Source organism: Glutamicibacter sp. AGC46 (assembly GCF_053543715.1).
The window spans coordinates 11611-35740 of record NZ_JBLVOJ010000001.1; the positions used below are offsets into that span (position 1 = coordinate 11611).

Here is a 24130-nt window from a genome sequence, read left to right on the forward strand (position 1 = left end):
TATTTCAAGAAAACCAGCACCACCACCAACCCCGCAGACGCCAGCACATCTGGGAAGACCGCATCCGGTCCCACCTCCCCTGCCAGCACAGTCGCCGGCCAAGGAGACACGAAGAAACATTCGAGGAAGGACCGGAGGGCCGCTAAGCAAGCCAGGAAACTAGCTCGAACACAAACGAGCAAACTAGCAAGCAATCAAAATGGCTACACCCAGGCACCCGCGGACATGTTCCGCCCGGACGTGTCCTGGGACGCTGGCCGCCGTTCCCGCACCGGATCCGCCTACGGCCTCTACGACCCGGCACCTGAAGGCGGAATCAGCACCACCCGGCAAACAGAGATCAGCAACCTCGCCGTCCCCTGGTCTCCCACCTCCTACAAAGGCCTACTCTTCGGCTTGGACCTGGAATCAGGGTGGGGTGTCATGCACGACCCGATCTTCGCCTACCCGAACACCGTGAACAACGCCAACGTCATTCTCATCGGCGACCTCGGCTCCGCCAAAAGCTCCGGCGGCAAAACCTGGGGCTGCCTGCGCCCGCTGATCTTGAACCGCAACGTCATCGTCGTCGACAAGAAACCCTCGGACTCCAACCCGGAAGAAGGCGAATACGCAGCCCTGTCCCGATTCTTCGGGCGCGAGCCGATCACCTTCAAAATCGGTGGAGGCGGCGCCTGCCTGAACATCTTCGACCCGGCCATCTCCCCTGAAGTCGAAGACACCCGAACCAACGGCTCCGAAGCCCCACCAAGCCAAGCTCAGCTATTGCGCGCGGTTGCCACCGAAGTCCTCGGCCGGCCTGTCTCCTCCCGCGAAGGCAAAGCCATGCGCACTGCCCACCACCGCGTGCTGAAAGAAACCCGCGCTGCTGGCCGTACCCCCACCATCGGCTTGGTCATCGCCCGCATGCTCGACCCCTCCCCGATTGACTGCGAGGAACTGCAGATCGAACGGACAGTCTTGCGCGAATGGGGGTACGATCTGGCATTCGAACTGGAACGGTTCGTCGATGAAGACCTCTCCGGCCTAATCGACGGCGAAACCTCAGAAAACGTCGTGTTGGCTGACGGGTTGACCGTCTTCGATGTCTCCCAGTTGCCAGAGACCGGGCCGGCGTTGGCGATCATCATGACCGTGATCAACACGTGGATGACCAACCGGCTCTTCCGGGCCAAGAACCGGCGCCAAACCCACTTCATCGTCGAAGAAGCCTGGCACGTCGTCCAAACCTCCGTCGCCAAAGTCATCCGCCGCAACCAGAAAGTCTCCCGCGCCATCGGCCTGTCGAACTGGTTCATGTTCCACCACGTCTCAGACATCCCGCCCGGCACCGAAGCTGAGGCGATCATCAAGGAATGCGACACCGTTTTGGTGTATCAGCAGAAGAAAGCCCCGGATGCGCGGGCTGCAGTGGAAATGTTCGACCTGCCCGCTTCCAGTTATGGCACGATCCTGAACTTGGCGACTGGCACGTGCCTGATGAAGATCGGCAACGAAGCTCCGTTCGAGGTCGAGCACCTGCGCAGCGACGTGGAGAAAATCCTCACCGACACCGACAAGGCCCTCACCGCCCAGAAAATGAACGAGGTGATCACCGATGAGCTCGAACCCCACGCAGCGTAACCGCGAAATCCCCGCCTGGCTGATCATCGCCGCCCTCGCCGGGCTGGCCTTGGTGGCGTTGAACTGGGGCGAACGACTCACCCCCACCGGCACCGGGATCTCGTGGAACCCCATGGAACTGGTCCAAGCCGCCATCGACAAGAACCTCGCCTGGCCGACCGCGTCCTGGTTCATCCTCGGCGGCTTCGCAGCCCTACTGATCGTGGCATATGTGCTGTTCACCGAAATCTGGGGAAGCTCGCGGGACGAGGCTGAGAAATTCACCCCACAAGGGGCCGCGATTACGTCAATGATGGGCTTCACCTCCGCCTGGCGCAAAGCCCGCCAAATCTATGGGGCGCAGGTCACGAAGAAGACCGCCGAAGCATTCATCGCCCTGGCCGTCTATGCCAATGCGTCGAAGAAAACCCCGCTGTATATCCAACTGGAAGACAGCATGTGGGTCTACGCCCCAGCCCGCGGCGGCAAAACCTCCAGCATCGTCATCCCCATGATCCTCAACGCCCCAGGCCCCGTCCTAGCCACCTCCACGAAACCCGATGTGGTCGCCTGGACCGCCATTGCCCGGGAAAAACAAGGGCACGTATTTGTGTGCGACTGGGAAAACATCACCGGCTGGCCGACCAGGGTGAACTGGACACCCATCTACGGGTGCGAAGACGAAGACGAAGCCCTCGAGCGCGGCAAAGCCTGGGCGAACGCCGCCCCGATGGAAGGCACCAAAAACGGGTCATGGTTCAGCGCCAAAGCCGGCACCGTCCTCGGCCGGCTCCTGCACGCCGCCGCACTGGAAGACTGCACCATGGATGACCTGCTCATGTGGATCTTCGACTCCCACAACCCCGAACCCATCACCATCCTCGAAGACCACCACAAATCCAGGGCCTTCATCCAACCCCTGCGTGAGCGCACCGAATCACGGGCCGGCGAAACCGAAGACTCCATCAAAGCCACCCTCCTCTCCCTAGCCGAACCCTTGGTCACCGAGAAAGTGCTCTCGCAATTCCGATTCCGCAAGGAGGAAGCCTTCGACATCAACACGTTCCTTGAAGGGCCGAACACCCTGCACATCGTGGTTGACGGGGAAAAATCCCCGCTGGGGACTTTGAGCACGATGTTCGCTGACCAGGTCTATCGGGCAGCTCGCCGCAAATCCAGCCAGTTCGCCTCCGGCCGGCTCTGGCCTGTCTTCCGCATGGTCCTGGACGAAGCACCAAACGTTGCCGCATTCAGCAACATGAGCGAACTGATCACTGATACCGGCGGACGGGGCATCCAAGTGATCGGCATCAGCCAATCCTTCATCCAGAACGAAGCACGCTGGGGCAAGGAAGAAGCGAAAACCATCGAATCCAACGCGAGCTTGAAGCTGATATTCCCCGGCATCAACAGCGAAGACCTGAAGACCTACGCCAACGACATGGGCGTCCGAAATAAGGCACGCATCAGCCATTCTTCTAGCAAGAGTGGAGGCTCGAGGACCACTAGTTCCGAGGAGAAAGCGATCGTGCGCGCTGAAGAGCTCAAGCATCTGCGCTTCGGGCAGGCCACCGCGGTGTATCGGAATCTGCCGCCGCATGTGGTGCATACCGAGATGGTGTGGCAGCGCAAAGACCACCAGGAGCTGAATGAGATGAAGGAGCAGACGTTGCGCAGGTGCGGCAAGATCTTCCACGAACCCACCCAAACCCTGGCAGGTAGCGATCCGGCAGAAACCCTTGGCGGTGCGCGATGAGCGATACGCAACCCACCGATGATGTCCTCGAGCTGATCGTTCCGCTGGTTGAGCCGCTGATCGAACGGCAAGAAAAAGTCGAGCAAGGCCTCGCCGCACAAGAAACAGTTCTTGTGGAACTCACGAACCAGCTGGAACGACTCACCAACATAAGACCCGAACAAGAGGTAGCACCTTGGAACCTCTATACGGCCAACCCGAAGCAAATCTCGGAGCTGCTCACTGAGATCAACCAGTGGCTGCCCTGGATGAACGCAACCTACGGAGCCGGGCAAAGCACGAACATGATCCCCACCTGCTGGTTCCTCCACCCGAACGTCGTCGCGCACGTGGTCGGGTTATATACGTCGTGGACGGCGGCGAACTACGGGTCCGAGACTCCGAATAGTGATCTGGTGTATTGGAACCTGCGCTGCCTGCCCGACGTCCTGGATATCGTGAACGCGCCAGCAGATAAGGGAGGGATGGCCGGCTGCCGACGTGAGCACCGCACACCTGAGCGAATGGATCCAGTCCCCGAAGCTCTCCAGGATGACTTCGCACAGTGGCTCGCCGAAGCGTATCCCCTGGAAAAGCCAGATGATTCAAAGGAACCCGACCTAGAACCTGGCCCCGTCGGGGAGCCACAGCAGTAAAACGATCATCCCAGAAGTTAGGGGCGAGACCCTGCTAGGAAGCTGGAACCCTGCGGGATAGCATCCGCAGGGTTTTGCTTTCATGAATTCCCGGTTGGTCGTTTTCTGAGGATCTGCACGACTTCGGCGGTAGCACCGACCCAGCTGCCGACCGCCGGGCTAATTCCGTGTAGCAGCCGGGTGGAGGTTCTGAAGTATGATTTCGCGTCGGTATTCAACAGTGGTTCGTGATGAGCAATGCGGTTTCGCAAGGCGTGCGCCCTCTGAAGGTAGTACTGAACCACGTAGACGTTGCTCAGGCCTGGGAAGGCTTTGGACAGGGCTTCAGACCAAAGTCGTCTAGCGGCCAGCTCTTTCGTCCGTTCCTGCTGGCTGAGCTGGGACAGCGGAGTGTGTCGATGCTTGGGGTTGGGCAATAAATGCAGCCAAAAACCAAAGGTGGTGTGTGCGATGATGTCATCGTGCGTGATGTGGGCTCCATGCCTGGGGTGGGCTGGGTCTCTTTCGTTGCTTCCGTCAATAGCCCGCCGCAAGGCACCCTCGTAGGTTGACAAGATTTTGCCCTTGCGCGTTCTCGTATTGACGAGTTTGAACAACAGCGGCGCCGGGTGCTTGAGCCACTCTTCGGAATTGCCGCCGTTGCGTTGACGAGCATCGTTAGAGTTCGGCTGCCCGAGGGTGAGAGGTTGGGCCGAATTCCAGATACGAAGTTGCAGATCCATCGCATGGCGGAGGACAACTTCAACGTGTCCCAGAACTCGTGAAAGTTCCGCCGCGAGCTTTGAGTTCCACGTGTAGGTAGCTAAAGCTAATTTGCGGTCGTCCTGGCAGCAATCCAAGTAGGTTTGAAACCGAGCGCCGGCCAGGAAGCTACCAAAATCCGCTAGTTGATTCGTTGGGGTCACCAAAGTAGAATATTAGACAGAAGCTGGACCGCCTAACTTGTATAAGTTGGGATTGTGATCCGTGCATATATCATTGGGAAGTCCTCGTACCGCCAAGCGGTATGGGGCTTCTTTTTATCTACAGACGCTTCATGGCCAAGTACGGCCCGCTTTGATCACATTAGACGGGGGTCCCTGAACTTTGCCCGCAGTCCGTAGCCAGGTTTGCTCGCAAGCAACCATATTCACGTACTAGGAGAGAATTCTTAGGTAGCCGAGAAAGGACGCTCGACGACCGCTAGAAAAGTTTTCCTAGCAGTCATCAAGCGTCCTAGATCCTGCGAATTATTTATTCGCAGAGTTCTTCCAATAGATAACAGTGCCGATGACAGCAAACCCTAAAGGTGCAATCCAAGCCTGAACCGAGAACCACGCCTGCATTGAAGAAAGATCATGTGAAATCGTCAGACCAGTAATGATTCGAGCAACTAGCAGAACCCATACAAAGGTCAGGACAGTTTTTAGCGCTCTACTTGAGCGAGCAGAATTTTCCATTTCAACTCCTTTATAGTTTGCCGCGGCAACTCCATGCGCCCCATCCCAGCGCCACGCCAATCCCCACAGGACCGCCCAAAGACTTTACGACAGCAGGGCCTAGGAACTTAGCAACTGCTTTTGCCGCAATTCCCCAGTTCCAAGAGCTGATTCCGAGTTTTATAGCTGAAATGATGCCCGGAGATCCACCTAGAGCGGGGATGCCCAAACCGTTCAAAATTACGCACTTTGCGAATTCTGTCGATCCGTAGGGCTGGAGTGTTTTCCCAGGAGTACGGCGCTCAATCTCGTTAGTTGCTTGCTCAGATTCTTTCTCAGCCATCAGGTTTAACGAGTCGCTCAACATACGTAACTCAGCTGTCCTGTCCTGAACCCCATCCTCAGCAAGATTCTTTGTGTTCACAAAGAACTGACCCGAAGAATCCATCTGGATATAGCGCGTGAACAGAGTCTCCACGTCTTTTTCCAGCTGTTCCATTTCCTTCTGGCTAATTTCACCTGACGAGTCAACAGCTACAGAAGCAGCAATAGTTCCAGTGCTTTGCTGAGAGGCAGCGAACGCACCGGACGGAACTCCTGCAAGCAAGGCACCGACCAGAGTTGCGGAGCACAACATAACCGTACTTTTCTTGAACATCGGGTACTCCTCATTGAGTGTAACAGTGATGATAATCGGCTGAAGCTTCCTACAACCGATGCTTTCTGCGAGAGTTCGAGAAAAGATCAATTGAGCGGACGACTATTTTTCTCTTACTAACCGATAAATTACACGGTAGTGAAGACGAATCTGCTTGTAAATCATACTTTAGTAGGAGGGGAAGCTTCCGTTTTAATTCCGAACGGTTCAGCGCGTGCGACTTTCTTGTGACGTCGCTAGGTACGTTTCTAACACTTGCGTTTGCCTGCTCGTGGTCGCGGAGTTTTCTTTTGAGGACGCTACTCTGGTGGGTCTTGTGCTGCGGGTGTGTGTTGCATAGATGCATTTGCCCTGACAGACAGGGCTCTAGGGCCATTGACAACGAACTCAGATTTTGGTGTGCCTATCGAGCATACGAAGAACCCTAAGGGACCACCATTGCGTCAATCGAGCGTTTCCATGAATCCCATTTCTGGGGTGAGAGGGGGGAAGTCTCCATGCAGGAGTGGTATCGCTCGCCCCTGTCAGGGACTTTTAAACTTTTCTCCTTCAGCATTTCTTATCCGTCTCCATTCAGGGCATCACATGGGTCGGTAGATCGTCAGAAAACAATCAAAACGGGGCCAGACGTCTCTTACGCGAACAGGTGGGCGCTGAAAAGACTGCAAAAGCAATGAAAGCAACTGAGCTGACAATCAGTGCTGATGGGAAGTCCTCGTATCGCCAAGCGGGGCGGGTTCTAACGGTCGTCGCAACACCCTGAACAATCAGGAGTTGCGACGACCGTGCCGCATTTAACCCAAAATTCAACACCCACCACCACTCCACGAACACCAAGAGCAAGACTCAGCGAAGACGAGAAACGACGTTTCAAAGAAGCTCTCGACCAAACTCAACGCGTCAAAGATGCAGCCCAAGCCATTGGCATTTCACTGCCAACCGCTTATCAACTCGCCAAAAAATACGGTTGGAAATCATCACGAACTGCGCCTTCTGCCGCGCTCGGGAAGCCTAAAGCGAGATACACCCAAGAACAGAAAGACGCGTTCTTCACTGCTTTCGACAGGCACCAAAACGTCAGCAAAGCTGCCCGAGAAGTGAATATACCGATCCTGACTTGCTACCAATGGGCCGTGAAAGCGGGACTGAAAATCCGCAGACCACATGCGGGTAAGCGTGAAGAGTTCCTGCGTTTACGTGCCCAAGGCGTAAGCCGCAGGGAAGCCACTGAATTAGTCGGCGTTAATAGACGCACTGCCCTCGATTGGGATAATGGCATAAAGCGCGTTAAGAACACCCGTATCTATCCTGATGGTCGAGTCGTGGACTATAACAGTGGAATGACCACCCACACCACCAAGTCAGTCCAGCAGCAGGTAACCTCTCATTCACGACTTGACGCGATGGGACCTCAGATCGATGCGCGATTCTTATCCATTGGTGAACGAGAAGAGATCTATGCCTTGAACATTGCAGGACTTTCAATGCGTCAGATCGCTCTCAAGGTTCACCGCTCACCCTCTACCATCAGCAGGGAACTCAAGAGGAACCGCACTTCCCACGGGGATTACTACCCCCACACTGCTCACCGGCAAGCCATAGCCCGTAGGGCACGGCCTAAGACCGCAAAGCTTGCTTGTCCCGAACCATTACGTGATTACGTGACTTACGGTTTACGTCTAAGGTGGTCACCGGAACAAATCTGTTCCCGTATGGCGACTGATCACCCTGATGATTTGGAGATGCGAGTGACTCACGAAACCGTGTATCAAGCGATCTATGTGCAGGCTCGTGGCGGCTTAAAACGCGAAGTCGCCCAAACCCTACGCTCAGGCCGAGCACGCCGTAAGCCACAGAAGAAGGCTGATGAACGCCGGCCTCGATTCCATGACCCGATGATCAACATCAGTGAACGTCCTGCAGAGGTTGAAGACCGTGCCGTGCCAGGGCATTGGGAAGGTGACTTGATTATGGGTGCGGGGAATCAGTCAGCGATTGGCACGCTGGTGGAACGCAGCACCAGGTTTGTGATGCTAGTGCATTTGCCAGAAGACCATACGGCGGCGACCGTGCGTGACGGGCTGATCAAAACGATGGCGTCGTTGCCCGAGGCGTTGCGCGGTTCTTTGACCTGGGATCAGGGTAACGAGATGGCGTTGCATAAGTCGTTTAGCGAGGCGACGGATATGGATGTGTATTTCTGTGATCCGCATAGTCCTTGGCAGCGTGGCTCCAATGAGAACACTAATGGGCTGTTGCGTCAGTTCTTTCCGAAGGGTACTGATTTGAGCAAGTACGGTCCGGAGGATTTGGAGCAGGTCGCGGTGTTGCTTAATGGGCGTCCACGCAAAACGCTCGACTGGAAGACTCCAGCCGAGCGTATGCATGATTTATTGTTGGAAGCCTAACCCGTCGGTGTTGCGACGACCGTTAGAACCCGCCCGGTGTGGGGCTTCTTTTTTTATCTACGTACGTTTCCTGCGCTCAACGCTCTGGCTCCGCGTAAAAGGAAACTGCTGTGAAGCATCGGCGGTAAAGCGGTTCATTTCATGTCTGCTGTTATCCGAATCGCATGCATCCTCGTATAAATAGCAAGGGACGAGGGCTCCTGCTTTCTACGTCGAAGAAACCCACGGATTCCGTGGGTTTCTTACGTTCACACCAAAAGGCCGCTCAGCTGAGCTGAGGGCCCTCTGGTGTCGGCTTCGTTGCTCGATTGTGTTCAGCAGGCGGTGGCTGCCGCTCACTGGCTTGTTGTTGCTTGATCCGCTGCAGCTTGCTCATGATGTCTTCGATGGCGGCCGAGGCCGGTTCGCTGGTTTGAGCCGATCCTTTGATCCGTTCGATCAGCGCTTCGGTCCTCTTCCGCGGCCGAGTGCCGTCGGAGACCTGCTCACCGGCATACTGCTGCACCCCGTGGACAATCGTCTTTTCACTGCCGCGCGCGGTACCGGCAACCAGCCGGTCCTCAGATGTGGGCCGATAGGACCTGAGCCGGTCAGCTAGGGCGCTGGCCTTGGTCTCTGGACTGTTTGTGTTGCTACAGTGGGTGCCAACCTAATGCCTTGGGAGCTGCTGCAAAAGTTGGATATAAGTTAGTCAAGCGGTTCGGATCCGTCAAAAAAGGCGTGAATATTATATGGCGTGCGTACCACAGCAAAAAGGGCGCAACCGCAAAGCGAAATGCAGCTGTAGCTGTAGCTGGTGGCCTGTTCGCCGAGCTTATTGGCATTAACGACATCAAGCAAAACTGTTTCTCCTAATCCGGAAAGAAGTTCCCAATGGCTACTGAAGCTAACCCAACGTCGCAAAATAAACGTAAGCCGAAGGCTATTCTTAGCGACTACTTTTATCTCGTCCTCGCTCTCTTGGGCCTTTCGCAGCTTCCTGCTACCTTCCAGACCAACGGACTATGGATAGGTCTTCTTCAGCTCGGCGCAATTTTGTGCTTCACCTATCTCATCGCAGCTGGCAACAAAGGTCGTTTTGTTCCTTGGCTAGATCACGATAAGCACCGTAATTAAGTGCCCGGTGGCTATGAAAGAGAGCGCTTACCGCTATCTTTCATAGCCACCGTCCTTTGGACGTATAGCTTGCACCGGGACATATGGCGTCGCAATTTTCCGAGGTGGCATAGCAGGGCTTCGAGTAGTCGGCAGGGTCGGGAATCTGAAGGCACGTTATTTCGCGAGGCGCACTGCTCTTGCTGCCACGTTCTGAGCCTCTCGTTCCTTTTGCGCACGTTTCACGGCAGCCAACTGTGTTTTTAACCAGACGTTCTCGCGCTCCACCAGCTCCAGCTGTTTCATTTGTTTTCGAAGTCGCGGCGCAGCCTCCAGCCCATAAGCCTTTTCCAAACTGGCGCAGGCTTTTTGAGTTACCCAGAGATCGTTCTTGGCATGCCATAACGGACCTAGGCCATCCTGATAAGACGATGATATAGGCATGGTCTTCCTGTGACGGACCATCACCCACCGCTGATCCGCATGCCCCATCTCCTCTGCAAACAACTGCCATTGTCAGCATGCTGCTTATTGCTCAATGTCCGATTTCCTTCTGTCTTGCGAGGGGCAGGATGTTAGACCACGTCATTAACCCAAGCGTGCATTCAACACGATAAGTAGTTCAAACCCCTTATCTCAGTGTTGGGCCAGATGGTCCTCGGCGCTGCGCTTCATCGTCCTTGAGCTTACGCTGCTGATCAGCTGCTTGTTCCTGTGCCTCTTGGGTTTTGCGCAGGCGGACCAGCAGTTCGTTGGTCTCAGCAGCCCCGGACCCTTCCTGGCCGGCATGGTGTTCGCTCGTGCTCATGGCGTTCTCCTTCTCCTGTGGGGTCGTTTCGTTTCTGGCTTGGGCTCGTTGGCGTAGCGCCGCGATCTTCGCCGCAGCGTCTGACTGCCCCACTGTTGCGGCAGATTCATTCGTCTTCTGCTGTGCTAGTTGTTCCTTCGCATCGGCTGGCATTGGCTCGCGGTTCGTCAGTTCAGAGTGCTTATGCAGTGCCGCGGCGCGGTTGCGCAGATCCTGCGCCACCGGACTGTTCTTCACATGCTGTGCAGGCAGGAGGGCTGGTTCAGCATCGGGGATGTTGTAGGTGCGGCGGTAGGCTGCGATTTCCGCGGCCAGCCGGCGCCATTCTTCAGCCCGGTCAGCCCGGCCCGGTACTGGGCCCAGGTCTTCCAGCCATGCTGGTGGGTTTTGGGCGAGTTCTGCTCCGAGCCGCTGATGCTCGGCATCAACCACGGGACGGTATGCTTCGATCTGTTCCTTCCACGCCGCGGGCAGGCGCGGGTCAGCCAACGGCTCGCGCGGTGCGAACCACTCGCCCAACCTGTTCGGTTCACGGTGCTTATCGAACGGGGCCTGTTCCAGTTCGCGCAGTTTCAGCTCGGTGCTGATGCGGCGCAGGACGGTGCCGCTGGTGGCGGCCAGGTTCTTGTGGTCGCGGTCGCGGATCTCTGCTTGGGCCAGTGGTTCTGGCATGTCCTGGCGCAGCTGCTGTTCTGCGCGCAGTCGGCCCAGTGACCAGGATAGGTACTCTTCGTTGTTGTCCATGTCGGAGGGGATCTGGCGGATCAGTTCGTTATCGGTGCACTTGATCCGGGCTGCTAGTTCCTCCTCGGACAGGTGGCCATACAGCCGGCGGGGCAGCGGTGAGATCTTTTCAGCTTCGGCAAGCTCGACCGCGCTCTTGCGGTACGAGGTGCCGGCGTCTTCAGCCCGGTCCATAGCGCGTTCCTTCAATGCGACAAGGTGGTCCTGGTCGACCTCGCGCAGTGGGCGTTCGGCGGTGGCGAGGGTGGCTTCGCGGTTGTCGAGCAGGGTGCCCATACGCCAGGCCAGGATCGCGGCGATGCTGTCTGCTTCGGCGAAGTCGTGCTGGGAGTAGGCGTCCTCGATGAGGGTTTCGAGCTTTACCCCGGACTCTTCGGCCCGCTCCAGATGCCGGGCCACAGCTCCCCAGGCCGGGTCTTCAAGGATTGGCTGGGCGATCGGGTTGCTGAGGGTGGTGCGCAGGATCTGCTCGTATTTGGCAGTCTGGGCTTGGTCTACCAGGTCCCGATAGATCATTCCGAGGCTGTTGATGTCTCGGGCCTGCTCGAATTCGCGAGTCACGGTTTCGTGGGCGGTGAGGTTCAGGTCCGTCCGCTCGGCAATACCGTTCAGGACCGTGTCGGCTCGGTCCCCGTCGGCCAGGCCCACATAGATGCGGTTGTCATATTTGCCGCGACTGGTCGCCACATACGCGCCGGCACGATCAGTGCTGCTGGTCAGCAGTGCGTGGGCTGTGTCCACGGTGGCGCCCTGGGCACTATGCACGGTATCTGCATAACCGAGGATCACGCTTTCAGCGACGTAGTCGGCGGGGATGGCGGCCAGTCCGTGGTGTTGCTGGTGCCGGGCGAGCAGGTGCCCGGATTCGATGCCTTCGACCACCCAGGAATCGTTGTTCTTCACGAAGTCCTTGCCCTGGTGGACGCTGAGGCGGCGGTCGTTATTCTTGGTCAGGATGACATCGCCAACATAAATCTGGGTGTCGTTGCGGCCGGTGATCACCTGGGTTTCATCCAGTTCGCCGCGCCCGAGCCGGTAGACCTGGGCCTTTTGGTTCAGGGTGGCGACTTGTTCATTGGTGCCGGCCAGCATGAGCGAGGTGCGCTCCTCGTTGGTGTCTTTCTGCCAGGCAGCGAACACTTGATCAGCCATGTCACCGGTGATGCCAGCTTTGATCTTCCCTTCAGCACGGTAGTACGCCCACGGGTCATCCTTCCCGAGTGCGGGAGCTTCACGCAGGGCCAGGGATGCGGCGGCTTCGCTGAGATTCGGGCTGCCATCGGCGTTCCTGAACCGGTGGATTTCCTCCAGGTGAACCAGTTGCTCTTCCTGGTTGAGCAGGCGCAGGATGCCGCCAGAGCCCACAGCAGCCAGCTGCTTGTCATCACCAATCGCCCGCACCAGAGCGCCGTGCTCCTGGGCTTGTTCGATCAGGGCCAGAAATTGGGTGGTGCCGATCATGCCGGCTTCGTCGATGATCACCACGTCCCCCGGCGACAGCTTCTCCTCGCTGGCCAGGAGCCGGTCCACAGTCATCGCTTCCACCCCGACCTCATGGCCCAACAGGGTCGCTGCTTTGGCCGAGGGAGCCACAGCAATCACGTGGTGATCGGCTTGCTTCATGGCGTTTACGGCCAGTTTCATCGAGGTTGTTTTACCGGTACCAGCTGGTCCGATACCTGCGACGAGGAGTTTGGGGCTGCAGGAGAATTCGCGGGCCAACGCCACCTGCGCCTCGTTCAAGCGGCCCTCAAAACTATCAAGGACGCTCTGGAAATGATCAGTCGTGACCGTGGGAATAACGTCGGTGCGCGCGGCCTGCAAAACCTTGTGTTCGGCTTCTAACACCGTCTCTGAGGTATAGAGGGCGGCGTGGGGTTTCTGGTACTTGTGCACCGCCACCATAGCCCCCGCCACCGATGCAGGCACAGGAAAATCAGGGGTGACTTTCAAGCTCAGAGAGTCGATCGCGGTGGATCGGACTTGGGCGATAACCGCATCAGCGACGGGTTGGGCTTGATATTGGCTGGAAAGCTGGCGGCGCACTTCAGCTTCCACATGCGCCTGATTCCACGTCGCCCGCGACTGCTCCAGGCGGGTGATGGTGGACTGCGCCAACTCACGGATCTGTTCCTCTGGCAGCTGGCCGATCGGCGTGTAAACCGGTTCCTGGCCGACGGAATACTTGCGCGCCGCAGCGAATAATTCATCGCCCACCAAGGCTCCGGGGACGGTGGAGAATTTGTCTTGCCAGTGCTCGGTGAGCTCTGAAAGGGAGAGACCTTTCTTCTTCTCAGCACGGGTTTCCAAAGTGGCTTGCTGGGAGAGCTTGATCAGCTGCTTCGGACTCGGAGCCCGCCCATACTTGTCCTCGAACTCATCAACGAGGGTCTTCAGCTGGGCTTTGATATTGCTCCGGCGTGAGGACGCAGCCTCAATACTGGCCAGGGGGATGCCGCCAATTTCGGTGATCTGGCGTTTGCCTTCCACCGTTCGTTGGGTGGTGGCGAGTCCCAGGTCGCGGCAGATGTTCTGCATGACCCTTGCGTTGTAATGCTCCGAAGCAGATACCGCATACTTGTGCAGGACGGTCCCGTCGATGGCACTCCACTTGCCATCCATCCCCAGCACTTTGTTGGAAACGACAATGTGGTCATGCAGCTGCGGATCCCCATCACGGGAGTCATAATGCCGGAAGGTGGTGTAGATCAGGCCACCGTCCACGTCTTCCGAGCGGACCCCGTTCTTGCCGCGGCGGGTGAAGACCGCATTGTTCTCCAAGTACTTCATGGCGTCTTCGATGGCCTCGTGATGGGCTTTCTCGATGACTTCCTGGACCTTGCGGTCGCTGACTCCCCAGAGGTAGGAGATGCTCTTGGACGGGGAGAACACCATGTCATACCCGGCCACCGCGTTCGAGCCCCTATGGGTCTGCCGGGAAATGAACTGGGAGAGTTCTTCCTTGGTCTTCGGCTTGCGGCCGTGCAGTTTGTAGAAGTGTTCGCCACCGGCCTTGGTGCGGAGGACGCGTCGTTCATCAGCGGTCGGTTCGCGGTGCTTGAGCCTGGTGAAATCACCCAGGGCGGTGTTAATCTTCTTGGCCAGTTCGCCGTCGAACTGGTCGAAACGCTTGTAGCGTTGACCCAGCTGCGCGTGGATCTTCTCCCCCGACACCGGATCCATCTGGCCGGCTAATGGGTGTTGTCCTAGCCCGTAGAGCAGCTCCATTTGCTCTTCGGTGACTTCCCCGTTCACGCCGAGGTTCTTAGCACCCCGTCCTCCCCAGATGCCGGGCGGGTGGCCGGTGACGGTGTAGTAATCCCCGAGCTTCCGATCCGGTGAGCGCAGCTCATCAGCGGAGGCAACTTCGCGGGTGTAGTAGAGATAGCCGTCCCCTGCACTGAGCTTATGCAGGGTCATCACACGTTCGACTCTAGCAATTCCGGCCAAAGTTATCGAGGATGCAAGAGGTGTGACAGATCTGGTCTTGATGGATCGGGAGAAAATAGGGCCGGAGGACTTCGACGATGCGTGAGAGATCTTGGGACGTCCGAATGAGGTACGAGTGGAAACTGGCGGGCCAAGACTCTTGCGTGTCGGGGATGGAACTGGCCGGAGGGCTGCTACCGATTCATCATGTTGGTCGGCTCTGCATCCTTTGAGGAACGAAGAAGAAATAGTGCAGAGGCGGGCAAAGAGATCTGGCCATCAAAAGAAGGATGTTTTTGGTGCGGTTTTGCATATGCGATCTTCGCTGTGTGCAGGTGCGTCCAAGGTGGGTTTGATAGGGTCGCTGCTGTGCCCAGGGCAAGTCTCTTGTGTGAAACCGTGGCCCGATGTTTTCCACGTGTGGGCGGGTGGAGACGGCGCTTAATCTCAAAGCCGTCCACAGGTGGCAAACATCGGGCAGGACAGAGCCTGAGCGTCAGCGAAGCCCGTTAACGCGTTTTTGGGCCGGGGTGCGCGAGGGGTGTCCCCTCGCAAAATTTTGTTTTCGAGTTGGCGAAGGATGAAGTGTTTTGATGAGTAAGCCACGCAAGTCTGCTGCAGCGTTGGCCGCCCGGGAGAAGGCGCGTGCGAAGGCTGAGGAGATCACGCGCCGCAATGAGCAGTTGATCGAGTTGGCGGCGAAGTTCTTCATCCATGAGGACGAGATCGAACTGATCGATGAGGATGCCGCGAAGAAGATCGCCGAGCTGCATGCGACTGCCGAAGTGAAGAAGGATAAGGCGCGAGTTGCTGCGGCGTCGGTGGTGGAGCAGATGCTCGGTACGGGAGAGTCGAAGAAGTCGATCGGTGAGCGTCTGGGGCTCAGCTCCGCGGAGTTGAAGAGCTTCCTACCCCAGGCGGCTCCAGCGAAGGAACCCAAAGTGGTCGAAGAACAAAACGAAGAGACTGCCCAGGCCCCAGCGTCGACTGCCGAGGGACAAACTTCCGGAGTTGCGGCCAACGCCTAAGGCCGAATGCTGAGCGCGGTGCCGCTTCTGCCGATGCGTCGGGTTTGAGCTTATGTGTTCGGCCCACGTTTGGCCGTTGACTGCGGATCTTGAGGCGCGAACGTCTTCCCCTCAGACCGGCTCCTGCGCAATCCATGCAACACGGCAGCGCCGGTGCTTTTGTGCTAGAAAAACATCCTCAATCGAGCGGCGGAACATACAGCCCATTGCCACTGGCAGAATGCCCGTGACAGAGCTTTGGCTCTGAACGCGTGAGCACTCAGAGCCAAAGTGCTGGGTTAGTTCCCGAAGTCCGGAATGTATGGTTCACATAGCCCGTCGATCTGCTTGAACTCTTGCGGGTTCATCCCTTCCAGCGCTTCCGGTCCATCCGATTGCCCGCTCGCCCAGTACCAGAACGCCTCCTTGCTGATGGCAAGGTTGCGGGCTTCGCAGCTGCGGTACCAGCGCGCGGTCACATCGCCCTCCACGTACGTGGTGTATCCGAAGAGCATCCCGGTTTCATCGGTCGTCTTAGCTGCGGCGAAGATGATGTAGGGCCAGGATCCCAAGTCCCATCCATCGCGTCCCCACCCTGGAACTTCGTGCCATCCAGTGCCGGCCAGCGATTCCATCCAGTCATACCCTTCGCCATACATATCGCGTTCGACCGTCGCTGGGACGGTGACGGTTTCGCGGGTGTCCTTGGTTGTGGTCTGCATAGGTTTTTGTCCTTCGCTTTACGGAAGAGGGGCAGGTTGCCAGCCTCCCGCCGAAGCCCTCCCCCGGTTGTTTTTTGCCTGCTGGCGAAATGAAATGAAGCGGGGCCAGCCGGAAAACCCATCAACCCGTCAGGGGTGCGCAATCCAGGAAAATCTTGGGCCGAAAGAAGCGACGAAGGAGCGCGGCCCGAGAATTTCTGGGTGGAGCACGCCCGAAGCGCAGCGAGTGGCTTGTGGGTTTGTAGGTGGCCCGTACACTCCGAAGGACAGCAGCAAAAAACAGGAAAAGACCGGACGGAGTCCGGGCCAACAGCCGGCCGCGCCAGCGCACGCCCGATACACACTGGAGACGAGTTTGCGAGGGGCCAGGGTGCTCAGCGGGACGGGCACCTCACGGCATACCTAGACTGCGTCTAACGTCCACGACTAGCCTGAACGGGGAATGCTCGCATGTTCAGGACCACCAGCGGGAGTTGTCACAAAAGTTCGGGACATCGGGTTCACGCAGCCCTTGAAACACAGGAAACAATCAACTCTCTGCAAGTCGCCCATGATGCCCCACAGATCAACTACGAGCAGCACACGAAAGCGCAAAGTACTCGTTCATCGCGGTATGCTATCTGACTCAATTTGGAAGCGACAAGGGCGTAGGACCATGCGCGGTGAGTATCTTCCGGCCTACCGGCTCAGCGCGTGAGAACTGGTCCACCGGTAACTGGCTTAATGAAAAACCAGAAATCTTCAGGGCGTGGTGTGCCAGTAAGCATACAGCTGGTGGTTTAGCCTAGTTTCATGCGTGGTTCAGTCTCATGGCGACACCACGCACTGTTCGGATTGAGCGTTTCACCTCTCTCATCCGTGCGGGAACCCTGCATAATGGCTAGGTGCCCTATTGGGCACCTAGCCATTTGCATCTGCAAGCACTGAACAGGCTTAGATTGACGTTCTGTGGACCAGGGCAGCCACACTTCAACGGTCTAAAACCAGCGATGAACAACCACGAGCAAGCGACGTTTACTTCTTGTTCAGCGTCATCGCCACTGTGGCATATCCAGGCTTCGCGACAGTTAACCAGACCGTCGATTTCTTAGCAGCGTCCTTCTTGGTCACGGTCTAATTCGACTGGGTGGCCTCGCCGATAATCTTTCCCCGAGCGCAGCCACTGATACGAAACTTTCACGCCCTTCGCATTTCAGGTAGCAGCACTTACTTTGACCTCCCTGCCAGTGGCTTTCCTGCCAGTAGTCGCAGGCTCCTTTACTACTTTCAGCTTCGCTGGAACGACCTTGTCCGTAGACGCACTCGTGAACACGGGATTGGTCGGGTAGTCCACCCGCGATCACAGCATTCGATCCTTCCCAGATAGACGGTAAGACGCGCCCGTTGCCACTGGAATCGCTTTACCATTGCGAGTCCACTGCAGACTCGTAATAGGATAATTGCCCACATTTGAACAGCAGATACTTCGCTTATCCATCCATCTAATTGTTTGAGCGACACGACCACAGCCCTGACCTGGCATCGAAGCGCATCGTAAGATGAATCCAAACGCATAGAATCACTGCAATACATTGCACCCTCTGCGCATCACCCTGCGCCTCTTCAGTGCGGGATAAACGCGGCTCCTCCGCGAGAACGGATACTAGTTTTGCTGTCAAAGATCAAAGAAATCGCGAATCGAACCTTCCACGTGGAGATCCGGAATAAGAAACCCATTCCTGTCAAGATGGGCGGCCAAGAGGAACTGCCGGCACTGCTCAAGCAAGTGATCGCCGAACTGAAGAAAAATCGCAACGAGCTGACCGCGATTCGCACTGCCACCACTGGCCGGTACATGGATGAAGTGGCAGAAGTCTACGCGCACCAAGTCCTGCCCTTTAAGGAGTCTCTGGAGCTACTGGCCGCGTCTAACGCCTCCATCGCACGATTCGGAGATGGCGAATTCCGGCTCATGCTCCGCCCAGAGTTCAACCTAGGCTTCCAAAGCAACTCCAAGGAGCTCCAGTATCAGCTCCGGGAAGTCTTTGAAACTCAATCCGAAGACCTGCTCATCGGTTTCCCCTTCTTATTCCGAGATGCCCACTGGTCCAACGTGTATGCCGAGCTGTGGCCCAGCTTGAAGCCACTGGTTAACCCTCAGCAAAAATACATCAATGCCCATATCACCAGGCCCCGAGTGTTTGAAGTCCTGGGCCAGGAAGCAGTAGAGCTATGGCGCAAAGTCTGGGACCGGAAAGATGCCGTCATCATCACCGGCGAGGGCTCACGGTTTGATTTGGTCCCGGCACTTTTCGATAACCTGAAAACCGCAGACTTTATCCATTCAACTCCCAAAGACGCATTTACCGACCTGGAACGAGTTGTCTCCGAGACCCTGGAAAAGAATCCGGACCTTGCCATTATTTCCCTGGGCCCGGCCGGAACCGTCTTGGCCAAAAAACTCTCCGAACGCGGGATCCGAGCTCTTGATATTGGCCATTTGAGCAGCAGTTACCTCAACGTGGTGCAAGGCCAAGCACGTCCGGAACATACTCCCGCAACGCGGCAACTACGCAAATAGCCCGCACCTTTGCCCCAAATGCCGCCTCCGTGAAGCAGCGCGTTCCCCCTTGCACTTACTGGAACGCCATCCAATTCCGCGCATAAATCGAGCTGACTTGAGGACCATGGACCTCACTCGCGCTCTCTTACCGAAGCCTGCAGTCAAATGGGAGCCTGGAACGGCGAACCAACCTCTAAATGGTATGTTTTCAACAAATCATCTGAAATGAGAAAACACCATGAACAAAGCAGTACAAGCCGCTGAATATGCTCTTTGGTGGTCATTGTTGACCACCAGCCTCATGGCACTATGGTGCTTGGGCCGCAATACCTTCAAGCACGTCATGCCTTCTGAGAACATTCTTACTGGCTCCGCCAAAGCCCTGGTGGCCAGCTTGCCCGCTGCCGTCGTGGCTTTAGCCATCATCAGCACCCCGTCCATCCTCGTTTCTGCGATGTACCCACACGCACCGACGAATGCCTGGCTGTGGCTCTGGACTGCGCCCGCTGGCCTCGGAGCGCTATTTATCGGCTTCCTGGCCTTGGGCTTGCTGGTGAAGCTCGCACGCCGGTTGGAACCGATGCCATCACCTTCAACATAGCAAGCAGCGCGAACAGGGACCGCGCCGGGTAGGCGCGGTCCCTGTCTAGTGCCAGTTACTTAGAACCGGGTCGGTACCTCAACGATGCAATCATTTCCAAGGGCGTCAATAAAGCTGTAGTTCAGGGGCTGCCTGGTTCAACTCACCCTTAGCGAAGGATCTACCTTTTCGTGCTGCGGGTCCGAATACGTCGATGCAATAGGTATTCAAAAAATCCCGAGGAAACAGCAAAGGTCGCTACGACGATCAATCCCAGAATCGGTGACAGCATAACGCCTGATGCGTAGTCTCCCCGAGCAACATCACTTTGTCCTGCTGTCGAACTCCAGATGGGAAGACTGGCAATTACGCCAAACAGTGTTGCACCGAGGAAGACGCCGATCAGATCACGCACCACGGAACGAGTTTTCTTGATCAAGGTCGGTACGGTGGCAAAGATCAAAATGGCGGTAAAAGGAATAAGAATGCCAGCCCACAACGTCGTGTACCCTAGCGGTGTAGCTTCAGACATGTATGAGATCAGATCAACAGTGAATGCAATGAGAATAAATATCGGCAGCGATAGCATCTGTGAGCTAAGACGTTCTTTAACGCAATTTTCCAACTCGTAAGACCTTTCAAAATATTATTTTTAGCTGTAGTTCAATTGATCTTTAATTTCACAGTTCGGCCGTATGCATTATTTCCGCAAGGGATAGCTAAGCAAGCGAAAGATTTCCGCTTGAGCCTATGGATGTTGGTCCAGTTCCCACGGAGGTTGGTGCGTGCATACATTTCATGGTTCGGGACCTGAACTCGGTTGAAACTGACTTTCATCGTGCCGGACCGGTACATTTTCACAGCGCCCGTGTAGCGGATCGCTCCCGCCCCGGGGCATAAAGGGTTAGAAACTTGATGACGCATCCTCCAGTAGACGTAACTGGATGATCGCTGCATCTGTTCAGTCTTGATACCCTGCGCGCTTGCCTGCTTCTTTTTCTTGAGGTTTCCTGATTTGTCGTAACCCTTGGAAACGGAAACCTGCGCAACCTTATAGACCTTGCCACGAGACCAGTCGACTTTGATGCCAGCTACGGTTTTATAGGATTCGTAGGCTGCTCCGTTCTTCAGATTCTTCCATGACCTGTTGTTGCCGTTGTGCTTCGTAACGTTCCAGCTATTTGAAGTGACCTTGCATGCCGCAGGGACATCTACATACTTCTCAGGAATAAACGTCGTGTAGTAGAACTCGGTCCATTGATTCTTTTTCGCAGCCGCGGGAGTGGCAATAGGAATCGTCAGTTGGGTCGTTTCGTCTCCCTGTTCGGTCTCCACACCAAACATTGCAGCCGCTTCAGCGCGAGGAAGCGTGATGGAGCCGTTACTATTTTCAGTTTTGTTCGCTGGCATAGCCACCACGATGCCAGAGGAATCGTAAGAAATTACATCTTTTACTGCGGTTCCGGCTGGAGCTGCAATGGTCACAGTTGTGGCCGTACTAGCGATAGCAAGCACCGGTTTGAAGTCAGCCGCGGAGACAACTTTCGAGGTCGCCTCCACCTCATAGCCATCTGACTCGCCGGAAACTGGGACCTCATCAATCGGGTCAGCGGGGCTTCCAAGGGTCTCCGGATCTGCCAATGGTGCGGTCTGTGTTTCAGACAGCACTTGAACTTCTACTTTTTTGCCATTCTTCGTCAAGCCTTCATAGAAGTCTTCCCCTGAACCGTCTCCATCGATCTTTTTTAAAGCAATATTTTGACCAGCTGGATCTTTCAGACTGATGCTTGATTTAGTAACGGTCATTGCGCCGAGATCCGAAAAATTAAACGGAAGAGGAGCAGGAGTCCCCACTCCTATCCCTGGTATCGCACTGTTCAGAGCATTCTGATCTGAGTCGGTAGCAGTTGATGCCACTAGCCGCTCCGCCCCGAATGCCGGTCCTGCGATTGCCCCTAGCATTAGAGACATCGTCACACCCCAGACAACTGTTTTCGTTCGATGCACAGAGCTGTTCATAGGCCCTCCCCTTTTTGGCTTGACCTTATATCAAGAAGCATGAATTACTGCTTTATGACTTTGAAGGAAACAGCCGCCTAGCAGGTATCCAGTAGATGAGTTTCTTCATAAATTCAATGATTCCAGAGAGCTCGAAACTTGAAATCTTAATTGAAGTACATTCAATGGACTTGGATTATCTATAAACAGAATGATAATGAAGGTTCTGCCTACACCTATGAACATCTGAAGCTACCAGTAAGACGATAAATATTTTGGGGCAGTACCTAACAGGCACTGCCCCAAAAATTTTTTGCAAATCGTTTCTGTTCTCACCGATCCAGGCCCGCTCGTTGGACTTGGGTGCCATGACCGCGGGCCCTACGGGCCTTAGGGGTCTTGGCCTTCCCGGCGCCCTTGACGGCCTCGGTGGCAGGCTTGCCCTGACTGACGTCTGCCCGCATGCGCGTGGCCACCACCTCGCGGTCAATACCCTGAACTTCGAAGCTCTGGGCAGTGCCTGCACTGCGCTCGGCGCTGTCGTAAACGGTGCGCCCGTCCTCTCGGGCACGGTCCGCCTGTGCTTCGCGCTGCTCAGCTTCGGCAACGGCACGCACGCGCCCCTCGGGGACCGGCTCATGTTCGGCAGCAGCCCGGGATTCCTCGGCCCGACGCTCGTCCTGTTCTGCCATTGCCATCAGCCGTTAAGCTCGCCAGAGTCTCACAGATGTGCGCAATCAGACGGCCCGAGAACTTGTCGAGCTTCAAGCCTAAATTGCAAAGCGAGTTGGTGATGCTGAGCGCGAGGACGTCAAAGCTTTCAACGCTGCAAGAACGGCCGGTTGGTCAGTCGAGGAGTCGCGAAAAATCGACTACGCCGAGCCGGACAAAAAAGTTCGCGCCCGTCGCCGCTCCACACGTAAAACTGGGCCGAAGCCTGCCGCGCAGACCGATTCAGGTTCCAATGAAAAAGACGCCCCACAGGGCGTCGAAGAATCGTCGTCGGGTTCGTAATCTAGCCCCCTGACCACCTGTGGACGGCGGGACCCTGGCTGACCGCCCGCACCTCACCTTGCATCGATACGTTGCAGTGAGAATATCACGGCCCGTGCACGGCCTCGGTGGTGGCGGTTCCCCTCGTTATCGGAATCAGTTGAACCGCCATTATTAGCTGGGAGAAAACCGTCAAATCAAGCTAACAGTCACAAAAAACGATCGTTTGCGGTATACCGCAAGCGGAACCCTTCGCGGGACATTAAATAATGCCAAATATTGAGGTCTATTCAATACCTCGTTCCCAGGACGTTGTCCCGGAAGAATTCGAGCCGTGAAACAATCCGGATCACCACCGGCAACTCATGGAACACACCTCGGTAAATTTCGGAGAGAACTTTCCAGTTCTTCAGATGCGAATTGCCGCGTTCTACTGACGCACGATACTTGGATAGCTGCTTGTTGAACACCTTGTCATGCTCAATCAACTCACCAGCTCCAGGGCGATGACCTTTCTTGTAAGGGGTCATCGCGCCGGTTCCTTGATATCCCAGATCAGCTAGATACGGTGACCCGGCAAGCAATTTCTCAACTCCGGTGGAGCTGAAAGCATTCCGATCATGAATACGCCCAGGTACTGGCTCACTCACATGCAAGGCTCTGCCTCCCAGCGTGGTGATGACCTGGACAGAAACGCAATGACGCTTTTTCTTCCCGGAATAATGCGTCCTGATAGCAGGCTTATGTTTACGAACGGGCACGTCAGTACCATCCACGATCAACGATTCACCTTTAGCTAAGGCCGCGTGGATCTCGGGTGCTTCAAAGGACAACGCTTGGCTGATCAGTGGCATGAAGCGCCGATAGATCCGTGAGACAGTCGGTTGACTGACATCGTACTTCGCTGCAGCGTAGGCTTGGCGGAGATTGAACCGTAGGATCTCTAAGACGAGGCGAAGCTGTTCATGCAGACTCAGCTCCACGGGACGTCCACCGGCGGTTTCTGGGGTTCGGGGCCTGCCATCGAGGATCTGGGCGATCCTTTCTTGTAGTTCCATGAATTTGGGTAGGGGCAGTCCAGTTATATACTTGTAGTCCATCGGCTTGTTCGGTTTTGGGTTGTTTAGACGCTTCCATTATTAACCGTTCAAGCCGATTTTTCTATGTTTATTGTGGTCAAGTGGTGAATGTCATTAACTTGAGTTATGAATTAACCTCATTGATCTGTCATTCTCTTGAAAAGTTTAAGACGATCGCTAGGGCGTCTTCGTTAGTAGAGCAGCCTAGATTGTAGCCTCGTGATGGCGTATTCCCACGATCACTCGTCGGTAGCGTCTGCGTCGAGCCAGGATGCAAAAGGTACCGAACCGAGCTGTTCGACGGCGGGAAGCAGCCTATCTGGAGCGTCGAAGGTCATGTAGTCCACCGAGTGAAGGACCCCGTCTGGCGCCCAGAGATCCAGATGCCCCAGGAGAACTTCATCTTCGTAAACCTCGAGGCTCGCAAATGGCCCACCTGGATGCGGGGGAATCTTCTCCAGATTCAGATCTTCGGAAATTTCAATAAGGAAATCCTCGCAATCATCGAACTGGAGTCCGCCCCAATGCGCATGAACCGCCTGTTGGCGTGCTTGTTTTGCTCCAGGCCAGTCTCCTGAGCACAAGCGCTGCAGCAAGATGCGCTCGTGCGGACTAAGTGGGCTACCTGGTATCCGTCGCGTGTAGTGGTCCATTGG

The 24130-nt window shown here is 56.1% G+C and carries 20 protein-coding genes; 8 read left to right on the forward strand and 12 right to left on the reverse strand.

Going from position 1 to position 24130, the window contains the following annotated elements:
- The first annotated feature begins 225 nt into the window (after window positions 1-225).
- The 3 genes from ACNPM8_RS00065 to ACNPM8_RS00075 are packed head-to-tail and all read left to right on the forward strand — an operon-like array spanning window position 226 to window position 3993.
- Window positions 226-1623 (forward strand): ATP/GTP-binding protein, encoded by a 1398-nt coding sequence (locus tag ACNPM8_RS00065; RefSeq protein WP_448938980.1) that lies wholly within the window; start codon window positions 226-228, stop codon window positions 1621-1623.
- A complete protein-coding gene (locus ACNPM8_RS00070) occupies window positions 1598-3358 on the forward strand; it encodes a type IV secretory system conjugative DNA transfer family protein (protein ID WP_402735322.1) in 1761 nt (586 codons plus the stop codon). Before ACNPM8_RS00065 ends, ACNPM8_RS00070 begins: the two co-directional genes overlap by 26 nt.
- A complete protein-coding gene (locus ACNPM8_RS00075; RefSeq protein WP_402735321.1) occupies window positions 3355-3993 on the forward strand; it encodes a hypothetical protein in 639 nt (212 codons plus the stop codon). The genes ACNPM8_RS00070 and ACNPM8_RS00075 overlap by 4 nt, the downstream gene beginning before the upstream one ends.
- Window positions 3994-4073: 80 nt before the next feature.
- Here the strand turns inward: ACNPM8_RS00075 and ACNPM8_RS00080 are convergent, their stop codons facing one another.
- From ACNPM8_RS00080 to ACNPM8_RS00090, 3 genes are all read right to left on the reverse strand, one after another.
- Window positions 4074-4898, reverse strand: a complete 825-nt coding sequence (locus ACNPM8_RS00080) for a hypothetical protein (protein ID WP_332731464.1) — start codon at window positions 4896-4898, stop codon at window positions 4074-4076.
- A 324-nt stretch (window positions 4899-5222) separates the two neighbouring features.
- Window positions 5223-5432, reverse strand: coding sequence for a hypothetical protein (locus tag ACNPM8_RS00085; protein ID WP_332731465.1), 210 nt, complete (start codon window positions 5430-5432; stop codon window positions 5223-5225).
- Between the two features lie 10 nt (window positions 5433-5442).
- Window positions 5443-6069, reverse strand: coding sequence for a hypothetical protein (locus ACNPM8_RS00090; RefSeq protein WP_448938981.1), 627 nt, complete (start codon window positions 6067-6069; stop codon window positions 5443-5445).
- Window positions 6070-7256: 1187 nt separating this feature from the next.
- Between ACNPM8_RS00090 and ACNPM8_RS00095 the strand changes: the two genes are divergently transcribed.
- The gene (locus tag ACNPM8_RS00095) at window positions 7257-8477 is read left to right on the forward strand and encodes an IS30 family transposase (RefSeq protein ID WP_448939017.1); all 1221 of its coding nucleotides are present in this window, start codon (window positions 7257-7259) and stop codon (window positions 8475-8477) included.
- Between the two features lie 265 nt (window positions 8478-8742).
- On the opposite strand, the gene ACNPM8_RS00100 is transcribed toward ACNPM8_RS00095, so the two are convergent.
- Window positions 8743-8982, reverse strand: coding sequence for a hypothetical protein (locus tag ACNPM8_RS00100; protein WP_332595315.1), 240 nt, complete (start codon window positions 8980-8982; stop codon window positions 8743-8745).
- A gap of 368 nt (window positions 8983-9350) precedes the next feature.
- Here ACNPM8_RS00100 and ACNPM8_RS00105 point away from each other — a divergent pair, with 368 nt between their 5' ends.
- Window positions 9351-9593: a hypothetical protein gene (locus tag ACNPM8_RS00105; protein ID WP_332595316.1), complete on the forward strand. Its 243-nt coding sequence runs from the start codon at window positions 9351-9353 to the stop codon at window positions 9591-9593.
- A 156-nt stretch (window positions 9594-9749) separates the two neighbouring features.
- On the opposite strand, the gene ACNPM8_RS00110 is transcribed toward ACNPM8_RS00105, so the two are convergent.
- A complete protein-coding gene (locus ACNPM8_RS00110) occupies window positions 9750-10016 on the reverse strand; it encodes a hypothetical protein (protein ID WP_332595317.1) in 267 nt (88 codons plus the stop codon).
- Between the two features lie 187 nt (window positions 10017-10203).
- A complete protein-coding gene (gene mobF / locus ACNPM8_RS00115; RefSeq protein ID WP_448939018.1) occupies window positions 10204-14544 on the reverse strand; it encodes a MobF family relaxase in 4341 nt (1446 codons plus the stop codon).
- 602 nt (window positions 14545-15146) lie between these two features.
- Between mobF and ACNPM8_RS00120 the strand changes: the two genes are divergently transcribed.
- A complete protein-coding gene (locus ACNPM8_RS00120) occupies window positions 15147-15581 on the forward strand; it encodes a hypothetical protein (protein ID WP_332595318.1) in 435 nt (144 codons plus the stop codon).
- Between the two features lie 278 nt (window positions 15582-15859).
- Here ACNPM8_RS00120 and ACNPM8_RS00125 read toward each other — a convergent pair whose 3' ends face one another.
- Entirely contained in the window at window positions 15860-16282 is a 423-nt protein-coding gene (locus ACNPM8_RS00125; protein ID WP_332595319.1) for a hypothetical protein, read from the reverse strand.
- 1648 nt (window positions 16283-17930) lie between these two features.
- Between ACNPM8_RS00125 and ACNPM8_RS00130 the strand changes: the two genes are divergently transcribed.
- The gene (locus ACNPM8_RS00130) at window positions 17931-18842 is read left to right on the forward strand and encodes a GT-D fold domain-containing glycosyltransferase (protein WP_448938982.1); all 912 of its coding nucleotides are present in this window, start codon (window positions 17931-17933) and stop codon (window positions 18840-18842) included.
- Window positions 18843-19062: 220 nt separating this feature from the next.
- Window positions 19063-19425, forward strand: coding sequence for a hypothetical protein (locus ACNPM8_RS00135; protein WP_448938983.1), 363 nt, complete (start codon window positions 19063-19065; stop codon window positions 19423-19425).
- A gap of 160 nt (window positions 19426-19585) precedes the next feature.
- On the opposite strand, the gene ACNPM8_RS00140 is transcribed toward ACNPM8_RS00135, so the two are convergent.
- The 5 genes from ACNPM8_RS00140 to ACNPM8_RS00160 all read right to left on the reverse strand — a co-directional run bounded on the left by ACNPM8_RS00140 (window position 19586) and on the right by ACNPM8_RS00160 (window position 24127).
- Window positions 19586-19936, reverse strand: coding sequence for a hypothetical protein (locus ACNPM8_RS00140; protein ID WP_448938984.1), 351 nt, complete (start codon window positions 19934-19936; stop codon window positions 19586-19588).
- Window positions 19937-20067: 131 nt separating this feature from the next.
- Window positions 20068-21321 carry a DUF3238 domain-containing protein gene (locus ACNPM8_RS00145; RefSeq protein WP_448938985.1) on the reverse strand — a complete coding sequence of 418 codons (1254 nt, stop codon included), beginning with the start codon at window positions 21319-21321 and terminating at the stop codon, window positions 20068-20070.
- 413 nt (window positions 21322-21734) lie between these two features.
- Window positions 21735-22094 (reverse strand): hypothetical protein, encoded by a 360-nt coding sequence (locus ACNPM8_RS00150; RefSeq protein ID WP_402735348.1) that lies wholly within the window; start codon window positions 22092-22094, stop codon window positions 21735-21737.
- A gap of 591 nt (window positions 22095-22685) precedes the next feature.
- Window positions 22686-23453: a transposase family protein gene (locus tag ACNPM8_RS00155; RefSeq protein WP_448938986.1), complete on the reverse strand. Its 768-nt coding sequence runs from the start codon at window positions 23451-23453 to the stop codon at window positions 22686-22688.
- Window positions 23454-23713: 260 nt separating this feature from the next.
- Entirely contained in the window at window positions 23714-24127 is a 414-nt protein-coding gene (locus ACNPM8_RS00160; protein ID WP_448938987.1) for a hypothetical protein, read from the reverse strand.
- Window positions 24128-24130: the final 3 nt, after the last annotated feature.

What these genes read in the sequence shown, in the direction of transcription:
- ACNPM8_RS00065 (WP_448938980.1), top strand. Translation starts at nt 226, where the DNA reads ATGTTCCGCCCGGACGTGTCCTGGGACGCTGGCCGCCGTTCCCGCACC.
- ACNPM8_RS00070 (WP_402735322.1), top strand. Translation starts at nt 1,598, where the DNA reads ATGAGCTCGAACCCCACGCAGCGTAACCGCGAAATCCCCGCCTGGCTG.
- ACNPM8_RS00075 (WP_402735321.1), top strand. Translation starts at nt 3,355, where the DNA reads ATGAGCGATACGCAACCCACCGATGATGTCCTCGAGCTGATCGTTCCG.
- ACNPM8_RS00085 (WP_332731465.1), bottom strand. Translation starts at nt 5,432, where the DNA reads ATGGAAAATTCTGCTCGCTCAAGTAGAGCGCTAAAAACTGTCCTGACC.
- ACNPM8_RS00090 (WP_448938981.1), bottom strand. Translation starts at nt 6,069, where the DNA reads ATGTTCAAGAAAAGTACGGTTATGTTGTGCTCCGCAACTCTGGTCGGT.
- ACNPM8_RS00105 (WP_332595316.1), top strand. Translation starts at nt 9,351, where the DNA reads ATGGCTACTGAAGCTAACCCAACGTCGCAAAATAAACGTAAGCCGAAG.
- ACNPM8_RS00110 (WP_332595317.1), bottom strand. Translation starts at nt 10,016, where the DNA reads ATGCCTATATCATCGTCTTATCAGGATGGCCTAGGTCCGTTATGGCAT.
- mobF (WP_448939018.1), bottom strand. Translation starts at nt 14,544, where the DNA reads ATGACCCTGCATAAGCTCAGTGCAGGGGACGGCTATCTCTACTACACC.
- ACNPM8_RS00120 (WP_332595318.1), top strand. Translation starts at nt 15,147, where the DNA reads ATGAGTAAGCCACGCAAGTCTGCTGCAGCGTTGGCCGCCCGGGAGAAG.
- ACNPM8_RS00125 (WP_332595319.1), bottom strand. Translation starts at nt 16,282, where the DNA reads ATGCAGACCACAACCAAGGACACCCGCGAAACCGTCACCGTCCCAGCG.
- ACNPM8_RS00135 (WP_448938983.1), top strand. Translation starts at nt 19,063, where the DNA reads ATGAACAAAGCAGTACAAGCCGCTGAATATGCTCTTTGGTGGTCATTG.
- ACNPM8_RS00140 (WP_448938984.1), bottom strand. Translation starts at nt 19,936, where the DNA reads ATGTCTGAAGCTACACCGCTAGGGTACACGACGTTGTGGGCTGGCATT.
- ACNPM8_RS00150 (WP_402735348.1), bottom strand. Translation starts at nt 22,094, where the DNA reads ATGGCAGAACAGGACGAGCGTCGGGCCGAGGAATCCCGGGCTGCTGCC.
- ACNPM8_RS00155 (WP_448938986.1), bottom strand. Translation starts at nt 23,453, where the DNA reads ATGGAACTACAAGAAAGGATCGCCCAGATCCTCGATGGCAGGCCCCGA.
- ACNPM8_RS00160 (WP_448938987.1), bottom strand. Translation starts at nt 24,127, where the DNA reads ATGGACCACTACACGCGACGGATACCAGGTAGCCCACTTAGTCCGCAC.